19 protein-coding genes are annotated in these 22,402 nt (G+C 65.3%); 12 read left to right on the forward strand and 7 right to left on the reverse strand.

Annotated features, from left to right (window positions below; all coding sequences use genetic code 11):
• The 4 genes from XI08_RS22515 to fabA all read right to left on the reverse strand — a co-directional run bounded on the left by XI08_RS22515 (position 1) and on the right by fabA (position 4,853).
• Positions 1-1,986 (reverse strand): autotransporter family protein, encoded by a 1,986-nt coding sequence (locus tag XI08_RS22515; protein WP_271576076.1) that lies wholly within the window; start codon positions 1,984-1,986, stop codon positions 1-3.
• 148 nt (positions 1,987-2,134) lie between these two features.
• Positions 2,135-2,932: an enoyl-ACP reductase FabI gene (gene fabI, locus XI08_RS22520; protein WP_271576015.1), complete on the reverse strand. Its 798-nt coding sequence runs from the start codon at positions 2,930-2,932 to the stop codon at positions 2,135-2,137.
• Between the two features lie 135 nt (positions 2,933-3,067).
• Positions 3,068-4,291 carry a beta-ketoacyl-ACP synthase I gene (fabB, locus tag XI08_RS22525; RefSeq protein WP_027546831.1) on the reverse strand — a complete coding sequence of 408 codons (1,224 nt, stop codon included), beginning with the start codon at positions 4,289-4,291 and terminating at the stop codon, positions 3,068-3,070.
• Positions 4,292-4,331: 40 nt separating this feature from the next.
• Positions 4,332-4,853, reverse strand: coding sequence for a 3-hydroxyacyl-[acyl-carrier-protein] dehydratase FabA (fabA, locus tag XI08_RS22530; protein WP_027546832.1), 522 nt, complete (start codon positions 4,851-4,853; stop codon positions 4,332-4,334).
• Positions 4,854-5,204: 351 nt separating this feature from the next.
• Between fabA and irrA the strand changes: the two genes are divergently transcribed.
• A complete protein-coding gene (irrA, locus tag XI08_RS22535; protein ID WP_027546833.1) occupies positions 5,205-5,696 on the forward strand; it encodes an iron response transcriptional regulator IrrA in 492 nt (163 codons plus the stop codon).
• A gap of 157 nt (positions 5,697-5,853) precedes the next feature.
• On the opposite strand, the gene XI08_RS22540 is transcribed toward irrA, so the two are convergent.
• Positions 5,854-6,384, reverse strand: a complete 531-nt coding sequence (locus tag XI08_RS22540) for an SH3 domain-containing protein (protein ID WP_011083590.1) — start codon at positions 6,382-6,384, stop codon at positions 5,854-5,856.
• A gap of 330 nt (positions 6,385-6,714) precedes the next feature.
• Here XI08_RS22540 and XI08_RS22545 point away from each other — a divergent pair, with 330 nt between their 5' ends.
• Entirely contained in the window at positions 6,715-7,716 is a 1,002-nt protein-coding gene (locus tag XI08_RS22545) for a 2-hydroxyacid dehydrogenase (protein WP_027546835.1), read from the forward strand.
• A 76-nt stretch (positions 7,717-7,792) separates the two neighbouring features.
• Here the strand turns inward: XI08_RS22545 and XI08_RS22550 are convergent, their stop codons facing one another.
• Positions 7,793-8,596, reverse strand: a complete 804-nt coding sequence (locus tag XI08_RS22550) for a HesA/MoeB/ThiF family protein (RefSeq protein WP_027546836.1) — start codon at positions 8,594-8,596, stop codon at positions 7,793-7,795.
• Between the two features lie 267 nt (positions 8,597-8,863).
• Here XI08_RS22550 and XI08_RS22555 point away from each other — a divergent pair, with 267 nt between their 5' ends.
• A complete protein-coding gene (locus XI08_RS22555; RefSeq protein ID WP_271576016.1) occupies positions 8,864-10,225 on the forward strand; it encodes a serine protease in 1,362 nt (453 codons plus the stop codon).
• 244 nt (positions 10,226-10,469) lie between these two features.
• Positions 10,470-11,213 carry a ParA family protein gene (locus XI08_RS22560; RefSeq protein ID WP_271576017.1) on the forward strand — a complete coding sequence of 248 codons (744 nt, stop codon included), beginning with the start codon at positions 10,470-10,472 and terminating at the stop codon, positions 11,211-11,213.
• A gap of 254 nt (positions 11,214-11,467) precedes the next feature.
• Here the strand turns inward: XI08_RS22560 and mutM are convergent, their stop codons facing one another.
• The gene (gene mutM, locus XI08_RS22565; protein ID WP_027546839.1) at positions 11,468-12,349 is read right to left on the reverse strand and encodes a bifunctional DNA-formamidopyrimidine glycosylase/DNA-(apurinic or apyrimidinic site) lyase; all 882 of its coding nucleotides are present in this window, start codon (positions 12,347-12,349) and stop codon (positions 11,468-11,470) included.
• A gap of 82 nt (positions 12,350-12,431) precedes the next feature.
• Between mutM and ubiE the strand changes: the two genes are divergently transcribed.
• From ubiE to XI08_RS22605, 8 genes are all read left to right on the forward strand, one after another.
• Positions 12,432-13,193 (forward strand): bifunctional demethylmenaquinone methyltransferase/2-methoxy-6-polyprenyl-1,4-benzoquinol methylase UbiE, encoded by a 762-nt coding sequence (ubiE, locus tag XI08_RS22570; protein ID WP_271576018.1) that lies wholly within the window; start codon positions 12,432-12,434, stop codon positions 13,191-13,193.
• Positions 13,190-14,764: a 2-polyprenylphenol 6-hydroxylase gene (gene ubiB / locus XI08_RS22575; protein WP_027546841.1), complete on the forward strand. Its 1,575-nt coding sequence runs from the start codon at positions 13,190-13,192 to the stop codon at positions 14,762-14,764. Before ubiE ends, ubiB begins: the two co-directional genes overlap by 4 nt.
• A 58-nt stretch (positions 14,765-14,822) precedes the next feature.
• The gene (gene coaBC / locus XI08_RS22580) at positions 14,823-16,262 is read left to right on the forward strand and encodes a bifunctional phosphopantothenoylcysteine decarboxylase/phosphopantothenate--cysteine ligase CoaBC (RefSeq protein ID WP_271576019.1); all 1,440 of its coding nucleotides are present in this window, start codon (positions 14,823-14,825) and stop codon (positions 16,260-16,262) included.
• Positions 16,259-16,717, forward strand: coding sequence for a dUTP diphosphatase (dut, locus tag XI08_RS22585; protein WP_271576020.1), 459 nt, complete (start codon positions 16,259-16,261; stop codon positions 16,715-16,717). The genes coaBC and dut overlap by 4 nt, the downstream gene beginning before the upstream one ends.
• 190 nt (positions 16,718-16,907) lie before the next feature.
• Entirely contained in the window at positions 16,908-19,412 is a 2,505-nt protein-coding gene (locus XI08_RS22590) for a sensor histidine kinase (protein ID WP_271576021.1), read from the forward strand.
• A complete protein-coding gene (gene tsaE, locus XI08_RS22595; RefSeq protein WP_271576022.1) occupies positions 19,409-20,941 on the forward strand; it encodes a tRNA (adenosine(37)-N6)-threonylcarbamoyltransferase complex ATPase subunit type 1 TsaE in 1,533 nt (510 codons plus the stop codon). The genes XI08_RS22590 and tsaE overlap by 4 nt, the downstream gene beginning before the upstream one ends.
• 87 nt (positions 20,942-21,028) lie before the next feature.
• Complete coding sequence (locus XI08_RS22600; RefSeq protein WP_271576023.1) at positions 21,029-21,346, forward strand: PilZ domain-containing protein; 318 nt, start codon at positions 21,029-21,031, stop codon at positions 21,344-21,346.
• Positions 21,347-21,536: 190 nt separating this feature from the next.
• A complete protein-coding gene (locus XI08_RS22605; RefSeq protein ID WP_027546847.1) occupies positions 21,537-22,259 on the forward strand; it encodes a nucleotidyltransferase family protein in 723 nt (240 codons plus the stop codon).
• Positions 22,260-22,402 lie beyond the last annotated feature (143 nt).

Raw genomic sequence — 22,402 nt, forward strand, 5'->3', positions numbered from 1 at the left:
TCAGAGCCTGATCTTGAGGACGGCGAGCCCGGACTGCTGAAGCAATCCTGAGGATGTCGCCGAGAGGCCGTAGCGGAGGCCAAGATCGAAACGACTGTTGTCGGCCGCGACGAGGCCCAGCGCGGTCGAGTAGATCCACGGCGACAGGGCAAGGCCGCCGGTCGTGAAGGTCTCGCCGCCGCCGGCAAACGCTGACTTAATCTGAAGTCCCTGATTCAGCGCGTTGTAGCCGACGCCGACGTCGCCGGTAAGATAGACGTGCTGCGCGATCCTGTAGGCGCCCTTCAGCCCTGCCGTCAGCGTCAATTCGCGATAGGTTTGCGAATCCACGTTGAGGCTGAAGCCGCCTGCGCCACCTTCCTGATAGGCGGGCGAACGGACCTGTCCATAGTCCAGCCGCAGTGACGGGGCGATCGCAAATCCCGGCTCGATCGGGATCAGCTTGCGAACGCCGATACCGGCGTGCCCGCTATAGGACCGATAGCCGGCCGCAGCCGTCCTGTTGATGAACGTGAGCGAGCGGCTCTCGCCATTGTCGTTCAGTGCGCCGTCAAGCTGGCCATCGACCTGAACGCCATGGCCGAGCGCATAGGCGCCGTAGAGTCCGGCCTGATAGGAATCGATCGCGAGCCGGTTCGGGACGGGATCCTCGCTGCCGGTGATCGTCTGATGCGAATAGGCGAACACACCGCCAAGCATTGCGCGTGGCGAGACCGTCGTGTCCACACCGACGGCAATGCCGCCGCCGGACGCGTTATAGCCGGGGACGCCATCCAGGCTGCTCTGCCGGACAACGCCGCCGAGCGGCTTCATCCAAAAATTCCGCTCAGGCGTTGCACCCGCGTTCAACCCGAGCAAATCGTCCAGCCGCCCCGTCATCGCCTGATGGAACATGCGCTGGGTGGAATAGGTCGCCTGCGATGCCGCGCCGGTGAGTACAGGCAATGTCTGGTTGACGGCGTTGACGAGACCGGAGCCGCTGAGATTGTCGAGCGCGGTGAACCCGGTCGCCATGCTGCCGGTCCAGCCGAGTGACGTCGCGGACAGGCGATAGAGCATGTCGGCCGCACCTAATCCCGCACGGCTGTTCTGCGCCTGAAGCGTCTCGGCGTAGGGGCGCACCAAGGAGAGATAGGCGACGCCGCCGGTCGGATTGCCCGAGAGATCGTAGCTGCTGACGAGCATCCGTGCACCCGAAGCGTCGCCGCTGGCTGCGCCATAGAGACTGGCGAGCGTGCCGCGCGAGAGCGTATTGAAGAGCACGTTGCCCTCCGGCGTCACCGACCCCAGCAGTGTGAAGTTCGCGGCACTGCTTCCCGCGGGCGCGACGCCGGCGCCCCAGAAATATCCGTTCTGGTAATTCGTGATGACGAAGCGGCCGGGCGCGGACGTGCCGAACAGCGTGGAGCTGACGATCCGCCACGGCGTACCCGATGTCCAGGCCCACTGCGGGACGGAGTTCGCGGGAACTGCCTGCGAGGCCGGCGGCGTGAAGGTCGCGGGATCGTAAGGAAGCATATAGGCCCAATGCGTCACCAGCAGGCTGTCGCCGGTGATCATCTGCATTTCCATCGCGGTCACGCCGTTGATGGTTCGCATATGGCCGAGACCGACGGTCACTGCGCCGCCCGCGGTCGGCGTGAACAGCATCGTGATCTGGCCCGCGGTCGTGACGAACCCCTGGATGGTCGAGGTATCCGTCAGAAGCGCCGGACCAAGCTTGAGTTGTGCCACGCTCGTTCCGGCGAAAGCACCGTTGGTCGCGGCCGCAAGCGACCATAGCGTCTGGTCGCCGATCGGGATTGGATTGGAGAAGCCGGTCTTCGGCGCGGCGTAAGCCAGCAGCTGCGCGGTTGGTACGTACCAGTTCGTGTTGGAGAGCGTCGAATCCCAGATCGCCGACTGCGCCAGGGCACGGGAGTTGCCGCAGACCAACGCGACGCCCATGGCGGCCGCCAGCGCGCCTGCGCGACAGATCGCATGCACTCTCGGCAAGATCGTTCCTCCCGAACCGCGGGACGCGCCATTCGCGCGGCGCCACCGGGCAGAGGAAACACCATCTTATGGGAGAGTCTGCCCCATGATCGTGGGGGATACGAGGAAACGTCGCGGCCTCAAGCGGCCTGCGGACGTTTTATTCCGGCTTCAGATCGTCCGGCCTCGGCATCAAGACGATGTTGTAGCCGGAATCGACGTAATGGATCTCGCCGGTCACGCCGCCGGAGAGATCCGACAGCAGATACAGCGCCGAGCCGCCGAGCTCGTCGAGCGTGACGCCGCGGCGGAGCGGCGAATGTTTTTGCATGAAGGCAAACATCGCGCGCGCCTCACCGATGCCGGAGCCGGCGAGCGTGCGGATAGGACCGGCGGAGATCGCGTTGACGCGAATGCCGCGCGGTCCGAAATCGGAGGCGAGGTAGCGCACGGAAGCTTCCAGCGCCGCCTTGGCCACGCCCATCACGTTGTAGTTCGGCATCGCGCGCTCGGAGGCACCGAAGGTCAGCGTGATCATGCTGCCGCCCTCCGTCATCAGCTCGGCCGCGCGTTTTGCGACCTCCGTGAACGAGAAGCAGGAGATCACCATGGTGCGCGAAAAATTCTCGCGGCTGGTGTCGGCGTAGCGGCCCTTCAGCTCGTTCTTGTCGGCGAAGCCGATCGCATGGATCACGAAATCGAGCCGGCCCCACTTTTCGCGGAGCGCGGCGAAGGTGGCATCGACGCTGGCGATGTCCTCGACGTCGCACGGCAGCACCAGATCCACACCAAGCTGCTCCGCCAGCGGCTTGACGCGCTTGCCCAAGGCATCGCCCTGGAAGGTGAAGGCAAGCTCGGCGCCGTGGGCACGCAGCGTCTTCGCCATGCCCCACGCGATCGAATGATCATTGGCGATGCCCATGATCAGACCGCGCTTGCCCTTCATCAAACCTTCCATTGCCACCATTCTCCGCTCTTCGTCATGCCCGGGCTCGTCCCGGGCACCCACGTTCTTCCGAGCCTCAGGCCAAGACGTGGATGGCCGGGACAAGCCCGGCCATGACGAAACAATCACCAGTCGCCGATAGTAACGTCACACATCCAGCCGGCTGAACACCAGCGTGGCGTTGGTGCCGCCGAAGCCGAAGGAGTTCGACAGCACGGTGCCGATCTTGACGTTGTCGATGCGCTTGCGCACGATCGGCATGTCGGCGAACACGGGATCGAGCTCCTGGATGTGCGCGCTCTCGCAGATGAAGCCGTTGTTCATCATCAGCAGCGAGTAGATCGCCTCCTGCACGCCGGTGGCGCCCAGCGAATGGCCGGTCAGCGCCTTGGTCGCCGAGATCGGCGGGCACTTCTCGCCACTTCCGAACACCCGACGGAGCGCGTCAATCTCCGGCGGATCGCCGGCCGGCGTCGAGGTCGCATGCGGATTGATGTAGTCGACCTTGGTCTTCACCGTCGACATCGCCATGCGCATGCAGCGCTCGGCACCCTCGCCGGAAGGCGCGACCATGTCGTAGCCATCGGACGTCGCGCCATAACCGACGATCTCGCCATAGATGCGCGCGCCGCGCGCCTTGGCATGCTCGAGCTCTTCCAGCACCAGCACGCCGGCGCCACCGGCGATGACGAAGCCGTCGCGGTTGACGTCGTAGGGACGCGACGCCGTAGCGGGCGTGTCGTTGTACTTCGAGGACATCGCGCCCATGGCGTCGAACAGCACCGACAGCGACCAGTCGAGCTCCTCGCAGCCGCCGGCGAAGATGACGTCCTGCTTGCCGATCTGGATCGTCTCATAGGCATTGCCGACGCAGTGGTTCGACGTCGCGCAGGCCGAGGAGATCGAATAGTTGACGCCCTTGATCTTGAACCAGGTCGCGAGCGTCGCCGAGGCCGTGGAGGACATCGCCTTCGGCACGGCAAACGGTCCGACGCGCTTCGGCCCCTTGGTGCGGGTGATGTCGGCGGATTCGACGATGGTCCGGGCGGACGGGCCGCCGGAGCCCATGATGATGCCGGTGCGGATGTTGGAGACTTCGTCAGGCCCTAGACCGGAATCCTGGATCGCCTGCTCCATCGCGACGTGATTCCACGCTGCGCCCTGGCCGAGGAAACGCATGGCGCGGCGATCGACCACTGTCGAAGGATCGAGCGTAGGCTCACCTTGCACCTGCGAACGGAAGCCGAGCTCGGCATATTTCTCAGCCCGCGAAATGCCCGACTTCGCCTCGTGAAGGCTCGCAAGCACTTCCTGGGTGTTGTTTCCGATGGACGAGACGATGCCCATCCCGGTGACCACAACCCGCCTCATGACAGCCTCGCCTAAATCGTTGTCTTTCTTTGTGATGCGTTCAGCCCAGGCTCGTGCCCTGCTTGAACAGGCCGACCTTCAGGTCCTTCGCGCGATAGATAATCTGGTCGTCGACCGAAAGCCACCCGTCGGCAATACCGAGCACGAGCTTTGCCCGCATCACGCGCTTGATATCGACGTTGTACACAACCTTGCGGGCCTCGGGCAGCACCTGGCCGCTGAACTTCAGCTCGTTCAGGCCAAGCGCGCGACCGCGACCTTCACCGCCGCTCCAGCCCAGATAGAAGCCGACCATTTGCCACAGCGCATCGAGGCCGAGGCAGCCGGGCATCACCGGATCGTTCTTGAAATGGCAGCCGAAGAACCAGAGGTCGGGCTTCACGTCGAGCTCGGCACGCACCAGCCCCTTGCCGAACTCGCCGCCATTGTCGTTGATTTCCGTGATGCGGTCGAACATGAGCATCGGCGGCAGCGGCAGCTGGGCATTGCCCGGGCCGAACATCTCGCCGCGCGCACACGCCAGCAGATCTTCGTATTCGTAACCGTTGCGCCTGTTCAGCATGCATGAGCCTCTGTTCAAAGTCCGATTGAGCGACGTTTTTTGGCGAAAATGGGCCCCGTCCCGGTCGGAGAGCAACGCCAATTGCCATCGTCAGGCGCAACTCCCACAAGCCGCGGATGGACTGCGGACCGGGCCTCGATGCCCGGATGCACCAAAATCGGCTAAGCGGAACCGCGCGCTCTCTAACACAGGCCATTTCGGTGGCAAAGCGCTGTCATGAAGGTAAAATGACGGGCTGCTCGCTCGGTTCCAGTCTCATTAGAACCTCTCTAGTTGCGAGAAACTTGCATCTGCATCTATCTGTTCTTATATTGCAGGTACATACTGTTCACGCGTGCCCGAAATCTGGAAATGAGCGAGAATACCGCGCCCCATCACGACGACGACGTCCATGCCGCAGCCCTCCTGTCCGGCCGCCAGCCGGCTTTGACCGGCTGCCCGTGGCACGACGTTAACGAAATGCTCCAGTCCGCCGGGCTCCGTCCGACGCGCCAGCGCATGGCGCTGGGCTGGCTCCTGTTCGGCAAGGGTGCGCGCCACCTTACGGCGGAAATGCTGTACGAGGAAGCCACGCTGGCCAAGGTTCCGGTGTCGCTGGCGACCGTCTACAACACCCTGAACCAGCTCACCGACGCCGGCTTGCTCCGCCAGGTCAGTGTCGACGGTACCAAGACCTATTTCGACACCAACGTCACCACCCACCACCACTATTACCTCGAGAACAGCCATGAGCTGGTCGACATCGAGGATCCGCATCTGGCCCTGTCCAAGATGCCGGAGGTGCCCGAGGGTTACGAGATCTCGCGCATCGACATGGTCGTGCGCCTGCGCAAGAAGCGCTGAGATCGATCCAAAGCTGTAGAATTTGTCGTCAATGGCCGGGCTTGTCCCGGCCATTGTTATTTGCGCGGTCATTCCGGGATAGTCCGAAGGACCAGACCCGGGATCTCGAGATCCCGGGCTCGATGCTGCGCATCGCCCCGGGATGACGCCTGCGGCGTCAGTTGACCTGCTCGTCCGAGTACACGCCCCAGAGGCGTTCCTGCTGGATCCAGCCGTCAAAGCCGTTACCGGTGACGCGGCACCAGTTTGCGCTGCACTTCTTCACCTGGGTGACCACACCGGCCTGGAGCTTGGCCGCAACCGCGCTGTCGGGATCGGCGCGGTCGTAGATCGGCGCGAGCTCGTCCTTGTGCTTCATGGTGACGACCGCGGTGCGGCGGCCCGACAGCAGCGAATGATAGACCCAGCCCTCGGCGCCTTCGGAATCGCGCACCCGGCGCCAGTTCTCGAACTCGGCGGTGATTTCGACCGGCAGGCCGGCACGGGTATAGACCCAGGCCACGTCATTGTCCTTGGTCGGACCGGCACGGACGTTCACGTGATCCGATTTGAGGCTGACATAGCGCGGCACCGGGAGGCCGCTGGCGCTCTGGGGGGTATTGTCCTTCGCCGAATGCGAGGGGCTGACCGACGCGCTCAACCAGGTGCAAACGAGCGCCATCACCGAACAAAAACGCCCCAACGCCATCAACCCGTCTCCTGTCGAGGAGCCGGCCGAGCCGGACCCTCACCCCAAAATTCCAAAAAAAACCCTGCCGCGGTCGTCCCTGACCCGCCCCACGCGGGTGTTCCCCAAGCCTGGCCCGTGGTTCTTGTCTTGGCCCGGCCTTCTGCTAGAGAGGACGGACGCTTGAACAACCAGTTTGGCCCGATTTTCCGGGTGGAAATATCGGGAGAGCTTGAAGGAAACGCCGGGGACGACACGGCAAGGGCAGTGTCGAACAACCGGGTTAATGAGGACTGAACGGCCGGCCTTTGGCGACAGAGGCGGGCTTGCGATGCCTCATGAGAGCAGGACATGTCGGTGAAGAAAAAGCCCCTCGTCGTGGTGACGCGCAAGCTGCCGGATTCGATCGAGACGCGGATGCGCGAGCTGTTCGACGCGCGGATCAATCTCGACGACACGCCGATGTCGCCCGAGCAGATCGCGGAAGCCGCGCGCACCGCCGACGTGCTGGTTCCGACCGTCACCGACCACATCACCGCCGACATCGTCAACCAGCCCGACTGCAAGCTGCGCCTGATCGCCAATTTCGGCAACGGCGTCGACAATATCGATGTCGAGGCCGCGCATGCCCGCGGCATCACCGTCACCAACACGCCGAAGGTTTTGACCGAAGACACCGCCGACATGACCATGGCGCTGATCCTGGCCGTGCCGCGCCGGCTGATCGAAGGCGCATCGATCATGACGGAAGGAAAACCCTGGGCCGGCTGGTCGCCGACCTGGATGCTCGGCCACCGCATCGGCGGCAAGCGTCTCGGCATCATCGGCATGGGCCGCATCGGCCAAGCGGTGGCGCGCCGCGCCCGCGCCTTCGGCCTGCAGATCCACTACCACAACCGCCGTCCCGTCGCGCCGAAGATCGCCGAGGAGCTTGGCGCGACCTATTGGGAAAGCCTCGACCAGATGCTGGCGCGGATGGACATCCTCTCGGTGAACTGTCCGCATACGCCGGCGACCTATCACCTGCTCTCGGCGCGGCGGCTGAAGCTGATCCGCAAGGACGCCTACATCGTCAACACCGCGCGCGGCGAGGTCACCGACGAGGACACGCTGATCAAGCTGATCGAAGCCGGCGAGATCGGCGGCGCCGGCCTCGACGTCTACGAGCACGAGCCCGCGGTGAATCCCAAACTGGTGCGGCTTGCCAAGGCCGGTAAGGTGACGCTGCTGCCGCATATGGGCTCGGCCACGATCGAAGGCCGCGTCGAGATGGGCGAGAAGGTGATCATCAACATCCGCACCTTCCTCGACGCGCACAAGCCGCCGGATCGCGTGCTGCCGAGCATGCTCTGAGGCGCTGTGCGCCGGGGCTCGCAGACGCGCGCGACTGTCTCCGCCCGGCAATGTGGGCAGCCGCTTCGTCACGCGCCTACTCGCGATGGATGCTTAGATCCTCGAACACAGGCCCATCGCCGTTGAGCGGATTGGCCGGATCGCGCGCGTAGCGCAGCGTCTCGAAGCGCATCGCGCGCGCATCGATCATCAGCAGGCGGCCAACGAGGCCGTCGCCGAAACCGACGATCTCGCGGATCGCCTCCAGCGCCATCATCGAGCCCAGCACGCCCGCGAGCGCGCCCATGACACCGGCCTCGGCGCAGGCCGGCACCGTGCCGGGCGGCGGCGCTTCCGGAAACAGGCAGCGATAGGTCGGATTGAATTCGCCGGCCTCGTTCTTTTCATGCGCACGGATGGTGGTGAGCGAGCCGTCGAAGGTGCCGAGCGCCGCGGTGATCAGCGGCCTCTTGGCGAAGAAGCAGGCATCCGAGACCAGATAACGCGTCGAGAAATTGTCGGAGCCGTCGAGCACGAGGTCGTAGTCGCCGATCAGGCTGAGCGCGTTGTCGGCGTTGAGCCAGGTGGCGTGACCGACGAAGCGCACATGTGGATTGAGAGCGGAAATGCGCTCGGCCGCGCTCTCGACCTTGTGGCGGCCGATGTCCGGCGTCGTATGGATCACCTGGCGCTGGAGGTTGGACAGCGACACCACGTCGTCATCGACCACGCCGAGCGTACCGATTCCGGCGGCGGCCAGATACATCAAGGCGGGCGCGCCGAGCCCGCCGGCGCCGATCACCAGCACGGAGCCCCGCTTCAGCGCAGCCTGGCCCGGGCCGCCGACGTCGCGCAGCACGATATGGCGGGCATAGCGTTCGAGTTCGTCCGGGCTCAGCATTCTCAGCTCTTCCTAGATTGCTGCCGCTCCCCGTGAGGAGCGCGGAAGTCGCGCACACTGTCATTCCGGGGCGATGCGAAGCATCGAACCCGGAATCTCGAGATTCCGGGTTCGGCTCTTCGAGCCGCCCCGGAATGACTCCGTAACACCCACGTCCTCTCAGATGAGGATCCGGCCTGCCCGCAGGCCTGAACCACCCCGAGATTGTTCGCGACCAACGAGATGTGCTTCAATGGCATTGCGTTCAATGGGCTGGCTGGATTTGTCATGAGATCGATGCTTGCGGCAACACTGATGTTTGCGGCTGCCACAGGCGCGAACGCCCAGATGACGACGCCGCAGATCCCCGGCACCAAGCCGAAGACGGTCCAGACTGTTCCGATCCGCCCGCCCGCGCTTCAGACGCCGTCGGAAACGGCCGATGCCATGGCGCAGGCCGAACGCCTGTCGCTCCAGTCCGACCTCGCCTGGGTCGGCCAATATAACGGCGCCATCACCGGCGACGTCAGCGAGCGCATGGTCAATGCCATCAAGGAGTACCAGAAGAACAAGGGCGGCAAGCCGACCGGCGTGCTCAATCCGCAGGAGCGCGCCGCGCTTGCCGAGACTGCGCGGCGGAAGCAGGACAGCGTCGGCTGGAAGATCGTGATGGAGCCGACCAGCGGCGCCCGGCTCGGTATTCCCGGCAAGCTGGTGCCGCAGCAGGCGACCGACGCCAACGGCTCGAAATGGACCTCGCCGACCGGAACGGTGCAGGTGCTGCTCAGCCGGCGCAAGGAGGCGAACCCGACCACCGCAAAGCTCGCGGACGCCGAGAAGAAGGAGCCGGCCGGCCGCAAGATCGACTACACCGTGGTGAAACCCGACTTCTTCGTGCTGTCCGGTCTCCAGGGCCTGAAGAAATTCTACGTGCGCGGCACCTTCAAGGGCGATGAGGTCCGCATCATGACGATCCTCTACGACCAGGCCACCGAGAACACGGTCGAGCCGGTCGTGATCGCGATGTCGAGCGCGTTCAATGCGTTTCCATCGGGACCGCAAGCCGGACCGGCACCGCGCAAGACCGTCGAATACGGCACCGGCATCGTCGTCAGCGACGACGGCGCGATCCTCACCGACCGCCTAGTCACCGACAGCTGTCTTGCGATCACCATCGCCGGCTACGGCAGCGCCGATCGTCTCGCCGAGGACAAGGAGCACGATCTCGCGCTGCTGCACATCTACGGCGCGCGTGGCCTGAAGCCGCTCAGCCTCGCTGGCGGCGGGGCGAAGACGAATGTCGACGTCGTCGGCATCGCCGATCCGCAAAGCCAGGGCGGCGCGGCCGGGGTCTCGAGCGTCAAGGGCGCGCTGGCGCCCGTCACGAGCAGCGATTCTGCGCTGTCGCCGCCACCGGCGGTCGGATTTTCCGGCAGCCCCGCGATCGACGCCGACGGCAAATTCGCCGGCATCGCGCTGCTGAAGCCGGCGATGGTGGCGGGACCCGCGACGTCGGTGCCGGCATCGCAGGCCGTGATGGTCTCAGCGGAGACGGTGCGCGATTTCCTGAAGGCCAACGACGTCACGGCGAACGGCACGTCAACGGATGCGAAGGCGGCCGTCGTCCGTGTGATCTGCGTGCGGAAGTAAGCCGGGCGACCATCACAATCTCTCGTGTCCATCGGCGCACATCGCACGTACGACTACGGGTCCAGTAATGGTACGGATTAGCTGGCATTCCCGATTCCGCCATCATTGTTACCGTTGATTCGGACTTCCGCGATCCCTTTGGATCGGGCCGGCACGTCCTGAGCGAGAAGAGCTCAGCATCCAGCAGCGATGCACGTTCGCGTGGCGTATTCCTGACCCAGACACTCCAAAGGATTTATCTTCCATGCACACGATCGTACTGGCCACCCAAAAGGGTGGCAGCGGCAAGAGCACGCTTGCCATCGGCCTCGCGCTGGCGGCCAAGCAGGCCGGCTTCACCGTCCGCCTGATCGAGACCGACCCGCAGGGCACGCTGTCCAACTGGCTGCGCCGTCGCACCACCGAGGATCTCGTGGTCGAGCCGATCTATCACGCCGCCGACATCGGGCCTCGCCTGAACATGCTGGCTGACAGCGGCCTGCAGCTTGCGATCGTCGACACCGCAGCCGGCCTCAGCGCCGCGACCACCGCTGCGATCCGCCATTCCGACCTCTGCCTGATCCCGGCCCGCCCGAGCGTCGCCGACATCGAGGCGACCGCCTCGACGCTGAGCGTCGCACGCGCCTGGAAGCGGCCCTACAGCTTCGTGCTGAACCAGACGCCGATCCGCGGCCAGCGCATCGACAATGCCGCCAACACGCTCGCCGAGGACGCCGCGCTCGATCTCACCGAGGTGCTCGCGCGTCCCCTGATCGCGATGCGCAACGACCACCAGGATTCACTCGCCAGCGGCCTCGCCGTCAGCGAATTCGCGCCGAACGGAAAGTCGGCGGACGAGATCCGCGGCCTCTGGCAGTGGATCGAGACCCGGCTCGAGCTCAGCGCCACGACCAATGTCCTGATCGACCAGGTCATCTCGGCCACGGACGGCATGCTGCATGCCGCCACCGAGCTTGCGGCGGACGAGACCACGACACTGGCGTCCTGAGCGGGGCGATCGCTCAGGCGGCAGCCGGCTTTTCACTATCCGGAAGGCTCCAGCGACGAAACAATCCGGCCACCAGCCCGGCCGGATTGCTTTGCTTCGTATTTTTCGGAGACTCCATCCACCCGTCATTGCGAGCGCAGCGAAGCAATCCAGAGTCTTTCCGCGGAGGGATTCTGGATTGCTTCGCTGCGCTCGCAATGACGGCTCCTTCCAGCCCGGATTGCGCTACGCTCCATCCGGGCTACGGTGCTGCGTCATTTCTGACATTTCCGACACCAGAAGGTCGAACGGCCGTTCTGGTTGAAGCGCTTGATCGTGCCGCCGCAAGCAGGCGTCTTGCAGGTCTCGCCTTCGCGGTCATAGACCTTGAACGAATGCTGGAAGTAGCCGAGCTCGCCTGTGGTCTGGCGATGGTCGCGCAGTGAGGAGCCGCCGGCCTTGATGGCGTCGTTCAGCACGGTGTGGATCGCACCGACCAATCTCTTCGCATGGTCTGTCGGCTCGCCCTTCCTGGTCGACAGCGTCGCGGCGATCCTGCGCGGCGAGAGATGAGAGCGATGCAAGGCCTCGCAGACATAGATGTTGCCGAGCCCGGCCACCACGCGCTGGTCGAGCAGCGCGGCCTTCAGGCTCGTGGTCTTGCCTTCGCAGGATCGCGCCAGCATCGCGGCATCGAATTCGTTGCCGAGCGGCTCGGGGCCGAGGCCGCGCAACAGCGGCTCATCTTCGAGCGCGTTGCGCGCGATCACTTTCATGTAACCGAAGCGGCGCGGATCGTTGAAGACGATGTCGGCGCCCGAGGACATCCGAAACAGCACGTGGTCATGGGTGGTGTCTTTGCCACGCGGATAGTGAAACTCGCCAGGTGCGGCCTCATTGTCCGGTTTGATGACGCGAAACGAGCCCGACATGCCCAGATGCATCAGGAGCACGTCGCCGGAGGCCAGATCGGCCATGAGATATTTTGCGCGGCGGCCAAGGCCGGTGACGACCTGCCCCTGGAGCCGGGCCACGAAATCCGGCTGGAACGGAAAGCGCAAGTCCGGCCGGCGGGCCTCCGCGACGACGATTTTCGCACCCTCCATGACGGGCTGAAGGCCGCGGCGGACGGTCTCGACTTCGGGCAATTCAGGCATGGTTCAGGCATTCACCTTATGAGGGCGGTGTGATAGCGCCATTGCGGCGGGCACGCTATGGTCCGCCTCGTGGAGTAGAGTAATGGATCGGCCGGGCGAAACCACGCATTTTGGCTTCAGGGACGTTCCCCTGGGGGACAAGCAGACGCTGGTGAACGATGTGTTTCACAGCGTTGCGTCGCGCTATGACCTGATGAACGACCTGATGTCCGGTGGCCTGCACCGGGTCTGGAAGGACATCATGATCAACGCGCTGGATCCGCCGAGGGGCGACCGGCCGTTCGCGTTGCTCGACGTCGCCGGCGGCACCGGTGACATTTCGTTCCGCGCCGCCAAGGCGGGCGGCCCCGGCTTTCACGCCACGGTCTGCGACATCAATTCCGACATGCTTGCCGTGGGCCGCGAGCGCGCCGCCAAGCGCCATCTCGAGACCCAGGTCGATTTCGTCGAAAGCAATGCCGAAGCGCTCGCTTTTGCCGACCGCAGCTTCGACGCATATACGATCGCTTTCGGCATTCGAAACGTGCCGCAGATCGACCTAGCGCTGCGCGAGGCCTATCGCGTGCTGAGGCCCGGCAGCCGCTTCCTGTGCCTGGAGTTCTCGACCGTCGAGATGCCTGGCCTCGACAAGCTCTATGACCTGTTCTCGTTCAAGGTGATCCCGCCGCTCGGCCGCATGATCACGGGCGATGCCGAATCCTACCAATATCTCGTCGAATCGATCCGCAAGTTTCCCAAGCCCCACGCCTTCGCCGACATGATCCGCGACGCCGGCTTCGCCCGCGTGAACTGGCAGATATTGTCCGGCGGCATCGTCGCACTGCATTCGGGCTGGCGTTTGTGATTTCTGCCATCACCCACACTGCGCGCCTGATGCGCGCTGCGTTCGTGTTCGCGCGCGAGGGCGTGTTCGGCTCGGTCGATCCGAGCCTGGTGCCGCCGCCCGGGCAGCTCGCGCTGAAGCTTGCGCGCATCATCGAACGGCGCGGTCCAAAGCACGGACCGCGACTATCGCGCGCGCTGACCCGGATGGGCCCGGCCTATCTCAAGCTCGGGCAGTTTCTGGCCACGCGCCCCGACGTCGTCGGCTTCATCATGGCGCGCGATCTGGAAAGTCTCCAGGATCGCCTGCCACCGTTTTCGCAGGAAGAAGCGGAAGCAGCGATCGCGACCTCGCTGGAGCGCCCGCTGAAAGACGTGTTCACGAGCTTCGGCCCGGCGGTCGCCGCCGCTTCGATCGCACAGGTGCATCGCGGGGAAGTCCTGCGCGACGGCATTTCCAAGTCGGTCGCGGTCAAGGTGCTGCGGCCCAACGTCGCCTCGCGCTTCCGCCGCGATCTCTCCGATTTCTTCTTCGTCGCGTACAAGGCCGAGGCCTATTCGTCCGAGGCGCGGCGCCTGCGCCTCATCGAGGTCATCAACACCATGTCGCGCTCGGTCGCGATGGAGATGGATCTGCGGCTGGAAGCCGCGGCGCTGTCGGAGATGGCGGAGAACACCCGCGACGATCCTGATTTCCGCGTGCCGACCGTCGATTGGGACCGCACCACGCATAACGTGCTGACGATGGAGTGGATCGACGGCATCGCGCTGAACGATCACAAGCGCCTGAAAGAAGCCCAGGTCGATCTGCCCGATCTCGGCCGCAAGGTGATCCAGAGTTTTCTGCGCCACGCGCTGCGCGACGGCTTCTTCCATGCCGACATGCATCCCGGCAATTTGTTCCTGGACGATACCGGCCGCCTCGTCGCGGTCGATTTCGGCATCATGGGCCGACTCGGGATGAAGGAGCGGCGTTTCCTCGCCGAAATCCTGCTCGGCTTCATCACGCGCGATTATCGCCGCGTCGCCGAGGTGCATTTCGAAGCGGGCTACGTGCCTGCGCACCACTCGGTCGAGAATTTCGCGCAAGCGATCCGCGCCATCGGCGAGCCGATCCACAACCGCACCGCCGAGGAGATCTCGATGGCGCGGCTGCTGACGCTGCTGCTCGAGGTCACCGGCCTGTTCGACATGACGACACGGCCCGAGCTGATCCTGCTGCAGAAGACCATGGTGGTGGTCGAAGGCGTCGCGCGCGTCTTCGATCCCAGGCTCGACATCTGGAAGGTCGCCGACCCAGTGGTGCGGGAATGGATCGAGCGCAATCTCGGACCGATCGGCCGGGTGCAGGGCGCGATTTCCGGCGGCGGCGATCTCGCCCGCGTGCTGATGCGCCTGCCCGACATCGCGCAGCGCTCGGTCGCGGTGCTCGAGCAGCTCGAGACCATGACGCGCGAGGGCATCCGGCTGTCGCCGGAGAGCATCGCGGCGATGGGCCGCAGCGAAGGCCGCAAGAACCGCTGGCGCACCGTGGCGCTCTGGATCATTGCCGCCACCTTCATCGGGATCCTGATCGCCGTCCGGAATCTATGATTGCACTGCAATCATGTGAGTGATAGCATCGCCATCATTCCGTGCATGGAGGGGCGTCATGGCAAGCCTGACCATCCGCAAGCTCGACGAGGGTGTCAAAACCTATCTGCGGCTGCGTTCGGCCAAGAACCACAGGTCCGTCGAGGAAGAGGTCCGGGTCATCCTGCGGGAGCTGATCGAGGGCCGTGAGGAGCCGCTGACGCCGTTTGCAGTGCCGCCGGCGGCATCCACCGCTCCGGCGCCTCAGCGCACCGGTGCCCTTCCCGAAGCCAGCGTCACCCTGATCATCGGCGGCGGGATCGCTGCCTTTAAATCGCTCGACCTGATCCGGAGACTGAAGGAGCGGCGCATCGAGGTCCGCTGCGTGCTGACCAAGGCCGCGCAGCAATTCGTCACGCCGCTCTCGGTCAGCGCCCTCTCGCATGAGCGCGTCTATACCGACCTGTTCGATCCCCAGAGCGAGTTCGACGCCGGCCATATCCGCCTGGCGCGTGACTGCGATTTGATCGTGGTCGCCCCCGCCACCGCCGACCTGATGGCCAAGATGGCGAACGGCCATGCCGACGACCTCGCCAGCGCCATCCTGCTCGCGACCAACCGCAAGGTGCTGCTGGCGCCGGCGATGAATCCGCTGATGTGGAACAACGCGGCGACGCGCCGCAACGTTGGCTTGCTCCAGCGCGACGGCGTGGTGCTGATCGGACCGAATTCTGGCGAGATGGCCGAAGCTGGCGAAGCCGGAATCGGCCGCATGTCCGAGGCGTTGGAGATCGCCGCTGCCGCCGAACGCCTGCTGCGGCCGCCGGTGCCGCGCCCGCTTGCCGGCAAGCGCGTGCTGATCACGGCGGGCCCCACCCACGAGCCGATCGACCCGGTGCGCTACATCGCCAACCGCTCCTCCGGCAAGCAGGGCTTTGCCATCGCCGCTGCCGCGCAGGCCGCCGGCGCCGAGGTGATCCTGGTGAGCGGCCCGGTCGATCTTGGGGACCCCCAGGGCGTGACGGTGAAGCATGTGGAATCGGCGCGGCAGATGCTGGAGCAGGTGCAGGCGGCCCTTCCCGCCGACATCGCGATCTTCGCCGCCGCGGTCGCCGACTGGCGTGTCGCCAATGAAGGCGAGCAGAAGCTGAAGAAGACCTCGGCCGGCATGCCGCCGCTTCAGCTGGTCGAAAACCCCGACATCCTCGCCACGATCTCGAAGCTGACCGACAAGCGCCCGCCGCTTGTGATCGGCTTCGCCGCCGAGACCGAGCACCTCATCGACAACGCCAAATCCAAGCTTGCCCGCAAGGGCTGCGACTGGATCGTCGCCAACGACGTCTCACCGGCGACCGGCGTGATGGGCGGCGACCGCAACACCGTGCATTTGATTAGTCGCAGGGATGGAGAGATTGCAGTTGATTCCTGGCCGGCGATGACCAAGGAACAGGTCGCCATCGAACTGGTCGCGCATGTCGCAAGGAGCGTGACCGACAAATCCCTGGAGTCCGCATCTTGAGCACGAAGGTCACCGTCGAACTGCAACAGCTCGCCCACGCCGAGGGCCTGCCGCTGCCGGCCTATCAGACGGCGGAGGCCGCCGGTCTCGATCTGATGGCCGCGGTTCCAGACAGCGAGCCGCTGACGCTTGCATCCGGCCAATATGCACTGGTGCCGACGGGACTTGCGATCGCATTGCCGCCCGGGCACGAGGCGCAGGTGCGGCCGCGCTCGGGACTTGCCGCCAAGCACGGCGTCACGGTGCTGAATTCGCCCGGAACCGTCGACGCGGACTACCGCGGCGAGATCAAGGTGATCCTGATCAACCACGGCGCGGCCCCCTTCGTGATCAAGCGCGGCGAGCGCATCGCGCAAATGGTCATTGCGCCGGTGGTTCAGGCCGCGCTGGTTCCCGTGGCGACATTGTCTGCGACCGATCGCGGCGCCGGCGGCTTCGGCTCGACCGGCCGCTAACACACGGTAACTCCAGCCGAATCACCGCAGAACTACGTGAACCGGGAACCGCGCACCCGGCATTTTTGTGGGACCGCCTTTGCGTTCACGATCTGGACTCTTACCGCTGGAGTCGCGGTGAGGGTATTGTCGTTTGATTCGCGCGCGACGGGGGTCGCCGCGCGCAAATTCGTGCGATCTTGGGGCAACTATGTCAGGCGTGATCGTGTCGATGCGTCGGACGCTGCTGTCGTGCACATCGCTCGTGCGCAACGGCCTGATCGGGAGCGCTCTCGCGGCGCTGCTGCCGGCTGCGCCGGCTGAGGCCGCCGACTTTGTCGACACACTTTCAGAATTGCTGGACTTCAACCGGCAGGAACTCGCGGTGCTCGCCACCGCGCTGGCGCTGCTCGGCTTCTCGGTGGTGGCCGCGATCCTGTTGATGCGCACGCGCGTGCGCACGGCGAAGAGCGAGGCGCGGCTGCGCGCGCGGATCGGGGAACTGCAACTCCAGGCCGACCGTTTCGGCGCGCTGCTGTTCGCCGAGCCGCAGATCCTGATCTCCTGGCCGGCCGGTGACCATCGCGCGCAGATTTCCGGCGACATCTCGATGGTGCTGCCGCGCGACTCCTCCCCGCAGCGCGTGCTCGCCTTCGGAACCTGGCTGCCGCCGGAACCCGCCCTCCAGATGGACCACGCTGTGGATGCGCTGCGCGACCGCGGCGACGGGTTCCAGCTGACGCTGACCACCGCGCATGGCCATACGCTGGAGGCCATCGGCCGCGCCATCGGCGGCCAGGCCATTGTCAGGATTCGCGAACTCTCGGGCCTCCGCCGCGATCTGGCCGAGACCAATCTGCGTTACAAGGCGCTCTCCGACGAGACCGAGATGCTGCGCGGCTTCGCTGCCGCGGCACCCTGGCCGATCTGGGCCAAGAGCGAGAACGGCGCGCTCACTTTCGCCAACCCGGCCTATGTCCGCGCGACCGAGGCTGCGAGCTTCAGAGACGCCCAGGAGCGCAAGCTCGAGCTGCTCGACAGCGCCGACCGCAGCGCGATGGAACGGGGCCTGAAGGACGCGGCCAATTTCACCTCCCGGCTGCCGATCGTGATCGGCGGCGAGCGGCGCATCTACGACGTGCGCGCCGTCAATGTCGGCAGCGGCAGTGTCGGCGTCGCGATCGACGCCAGCGAGGCGGATGCGCTGAGCTCGGCGCTGGTGCGGATGGCGGAGGCGCATCGCCGCACGCTCGACCAGCTCTCCTCCGGCGTCGCCGTGTTCGACGGCCAGCGGCGCCTCGCCTTCTACAACGATTCCTACCGCCGGCTGTGGGACCTCGACCGCTCGTTCCTCGACGCCGATCCCGATGATTCCAGCGTGCTGGACCAGCTCCGTGCCGCGCGAAAACTGCCGGAGCAGCCCGACTTCCGCGCCTGGAAGGCCAAGCTGCACGAGGCGTATCGCGCCGTCGAGGCCGCCAAGGACACCTGGTACCTGCCCGACGGCCGCGCCCTCTCCGTCGTCACCACGCCGAACCCGGAAGGCGGCGTCACCTATCTGTTCGACGACGTCACCGAGAGCCTCGAGCTCGCCCGCCGCTTCGACGGCATGATCCGCGTCCAGCGCGAGACGCTGGACAGCCTCGCTGAGGGCGTCGCGGTGTTCGGCAGCAACGGCAAGGCGCAGCTGTTCAACCCGGCCTTCGTCCGGATGTGGAAGCTGTCGAGCGACGCGATGCGCGACGAGCCGCACATCCAGACCGTCGAAGGCTGGTGCCATCAGCTGTTCGACGACCCCGTGGTCTGGCGGCAGATCCGCGAGGCCGTCACCTCGATCGAGAGCCGCGCTGACGTGCCGCTGAAGCTGGAGCGCAAGGACGGCAGCGTACTCGACGGCATGATCCGGCCGCTGCATGACGGCGCGACCATGCTGACGTTCCAGGACATCACCGACACCGAAAACGTCGAGCGCGCGCTGCGCGAGCGCAACGAGGCGCTGGAGACCGCCGACCAGATGAAGGTGGATTTCGTCCACCACGTCTCCTACGAGCTGCGCTCGCCGCTCACCACCATCATCGGTTTTGCGCATTTCCTCAGCGATCCCTCGACCGGACCGCTGACGCCGAAACAGGCCGAATATCTCGACTACGTCACCAAATCGACCAACGCGCTGCTGGCGCTGACCAACAACATCCTCGATCTCGCCACCATCGACGCCGGTGCGATGAAGCTGGAACTCGGGCCGGTCGACGTCAGCAAGGCCATCGAGCTCGCCGCCGAAGGCATCCAGGACCGGCTCGCCACCGACCGTATCCGCCTGAAGGTCGAGATCGCGCCCGATATCGGCAGCTTCATCGGCGACGAAAAGCGCGTGGTGCAGGTGCTCTATAACCTCCTCGCCAACGCCGTCGGGTTTTCTCCACAGGATTCCACTGTCGGCCTCAGCGCGCGCCGCACCGAGCACAGTGTGGTCTTCACTGTGACAGATTCCGGGCCTGGAATACCTGCCGACATGAAAGACAAGGTGTTCAACTGGTTCGAAAGCCGCTCGCAGGGGTCGCGTCACCGCGGCGCCGGGCTCGGCCTGTCGCTGGTGCGCTCCTTCGTCGAGCTGCATGGCGGCAAGGTGCGGGTGGATTCGATCGTGGGCAGGGGCACGGTCGTGATCTGCGACTTCCCGACCGACCGGGCGGCGCATCGCGACGCCGCCGAATGAGCGCGCCAACCACATTCTCCGTCGCGCTTCACAACGAGACGGCCACCGCGCAACTGATGGCCGATCTCGCGCTGCTGGTCGGCCCGGGCGATGTCATCACGCTCACGGGCGACCTTGGCGCCGGCAAGACCGCGGCCGCGCGCGCCATGATCCGCTACCTCGCTGCTGACGACGCGCTGGAAGTGCCGAGCCCGACCTTCACCCTGGTGCAGGGTTATGAGCTGCCGCCGTTCCCGGTCATGCACGCCGACCTCTACCGTGTCGAGGACGAGAGCGAGCTCGAGGAGATCGGGCTGTCGCCGCTGCCGGACGCCACGCTTGTCCTGATCGAATGGCCGGAGCGTGCGCCGTCGGCGATGCCCGCGGATCGCATCGACATCGCACTCACGCATCGTCCGGCTCTGGGCTCGAATGCGCGCGCCGCCGACATCACCGGCTACGGCAAGGGCATAGCCCAGGTCGCGCGCCTGAAAGCGCTGCGCGAATTCCTCGACGCATCCGGCTATCTCGACGCGACGCGGCGGCGCATGAACGGCGACGCCTCGACACGCTCCTACGCGCGGCTGGTGCGCGACGACGAGATCGTCATCCTCATGAACTTTCCGCAGCGCCCCGACGGCGCGGCGCTCTACAACGGAAGATCCTACAGCGCCGCGGTGCATCTCGCCGAGAACGTCAGGCCCTTCGTCGCCATCGACGAAGGCCTGCGCGCACAAGGCATCTCCGCGCCCGCGATCCATCACTGCGATCTCGACCAGGGCTTCCTCATCACCGAGGATTTTGGCAGCGAAGGCGTGATCGAAGGCGACCCGCCGCGCCCGATCGCCGAGCGTTACGAGGCCGCGACCGATGTGCTGGCCGTGCTGCACGGCAAGACGCTGCCGGAGACGCTGCCGCTGGACGGGCAGACCTACGCCATTCCGGTCTTCGACGCCGAGGCGATGCTGATCGAAATCGGATTGATGCCGGAGTGGTATCTGCCCGATCGCAACGCGCCGCTGAGCGAGGCGAAGCGCGCGGAATTCCTTGCGATGTGGCGCGAGCTGCTGAAGAAGCCGCTGGCCGCGCCGAAGACGTGGATCATCCGCGACTTTCACTCGCCCAATTTGATCTGGCTCGGGATGCGCACCGGCATCGAACGCGTCGGCGTGATCGATTTCCAGGACACCGTGCTGGGGCCACGATCCTACGACGTGGTGTCGCTGCTCCAGGACGCCCGCATCGACGTGCCCGAGAATCTCGAGCTGACGCTGTTGTCGCGCTACATCAAGGCGCGCCGCGCCGCCGATGCGAGCTTCGATCCGGCCGGTTTCGCCGAGCTCTACGCCATCATGTCGGCGCAGCGGAATACCCGCCTGCTCGGCACCTTCGCCCGGCTCAACCGCCGCGACGGCAAGCCGCATTATCTGCGCCACCAGCCGCGGATCTGGACCTATCTCCAGCGTTCGCTGGCGCATCCCGCGCTCGCCCATTTGCGCGACTGGTATCTTGCCTGCGTCCCGCCGCCCCAAGGGCTGCCTGAAGGCTGATTCGGGCCCGATTTACCGGCTGTTAGCCAAGACGTCGGTATTCTGGCGGCGAGGCAGCCGGGTACTTGCGGGGCTGGAGCGGGACAGATGGCGGTAAAGACGGACCAGCGCGGCAACAGCCGGGTTGTTTTCGAACGCGGGATTCCGGCCCAGATGATGGGGATCGACGGCACGTGGCGGCGCGACTGCACCATGGAGGACGTCTCCGAGAGCGGCGCCAAGCTGACCATCGACGGTTCGGTCGAAGGCCTGCATCTGAAGGAATTCTTTCTCCTGCTGTCGTCCACCGGACTCGCGTACCGGCGATGCGAGCTGGCCTGGGTCAATGGCGACCAGATCGGCGTCAATTTCCTCAAGCTCGGCGACAAGAAGAAAAAGGCCCGTTCCGCAGCCGTCGGGGCGTAACGGCCACACCCGTCGTACAACCGTCACGGCGGGTGGTTAAGGCGGTTGAGATGCGGTGCGGCTGAATGAGGGCCGTGCTAGGATTGCTGCGAACGCGAATTCCAAGGGTAATTTCAAGCGTAATTCCGAGAGTAATTCCAGGGGTTCTGAGTCCCCGAGGCTGAGAAAGACGAGTCTGAGAAGGCAAACGATGTCCGTCAAACCGACCAAAGCCATGGTGCTCGCCGCAGGGTTCGGCCTGCGCATGCGTCCGTTGACGGACAAGATGCCGAAGCCGATGGTGCCGGTGGCGGGCCAGCCCCTGCTCGACCACGTGCTCGACAAGCTCGGCCAGGCCGGCGTGACCGAGGCGGTGGTCAATGTGCACTACCTGCCGGACCAGATCATCGATCACGTCGCATCGCGCCAGCAACCGCGCGTGACCATTTCGGACGAACGCGACCAGGTGCTCGGCACTGGCGGCGGCGTGGTCAAGGCGCTGCCGCTGCTCGGCAACGCACCGTTCTTCCATGTCAATTCCGACACGCTGTGGATCGACGGCGTGCGCTCCAACCTGACGCGGCTCGCCGAAAACTTCGATCCCGCACGGATGGACATCCTGCTCCTGATGGCGCCGACGGCGACCAGCATCGGCTATAGCGGCCGCGGCGATTACGGCATGCTGCCCGACGGGGCCTTGCGCAAGCGCAAGGAGAAAGAGGTCGTTCCGTTCGTCTATGCCGGCGCGGCGATCCTGTCGCCGTCGATCTTCGCCGATGCGCCGCAGGGCGAGTTCTCGCTGACCAAGATGTTCGACCGCGCCAACGAGCAGGAGCGCCTGTTCGGCCTGCGCCTCGACGGCGTCTGGATGCATGTCGGCACGCCTGACGCGGTACATGCCGCCGAAGAGGCGTTTCTGGAGAGCGTGGCGTAGAGTTCAGCCACTCGCAGCGCTGTCATGCCCCGCCACCGGGTCTCGCCTTCGGCGAGCCCGATGACAGGCTCCGGCGGGGCATCCAGTACGCCGCGGCTTCTCGGCTGAATCTCGACCGTCTCTGGAATACTGGATCATCCGCC

Origin of the sequence: Bradyrhizobium sp. CCBAU 11361 (assembly GCF_028128935.1) — a bacterium.
Lineage (GTDB): Bacteria > Pseudomonadota > Alphaproteobacteria > Rhizobiales > Xanthobacteraceae > Bradyrhizobium > Bradyrhizobium niftali.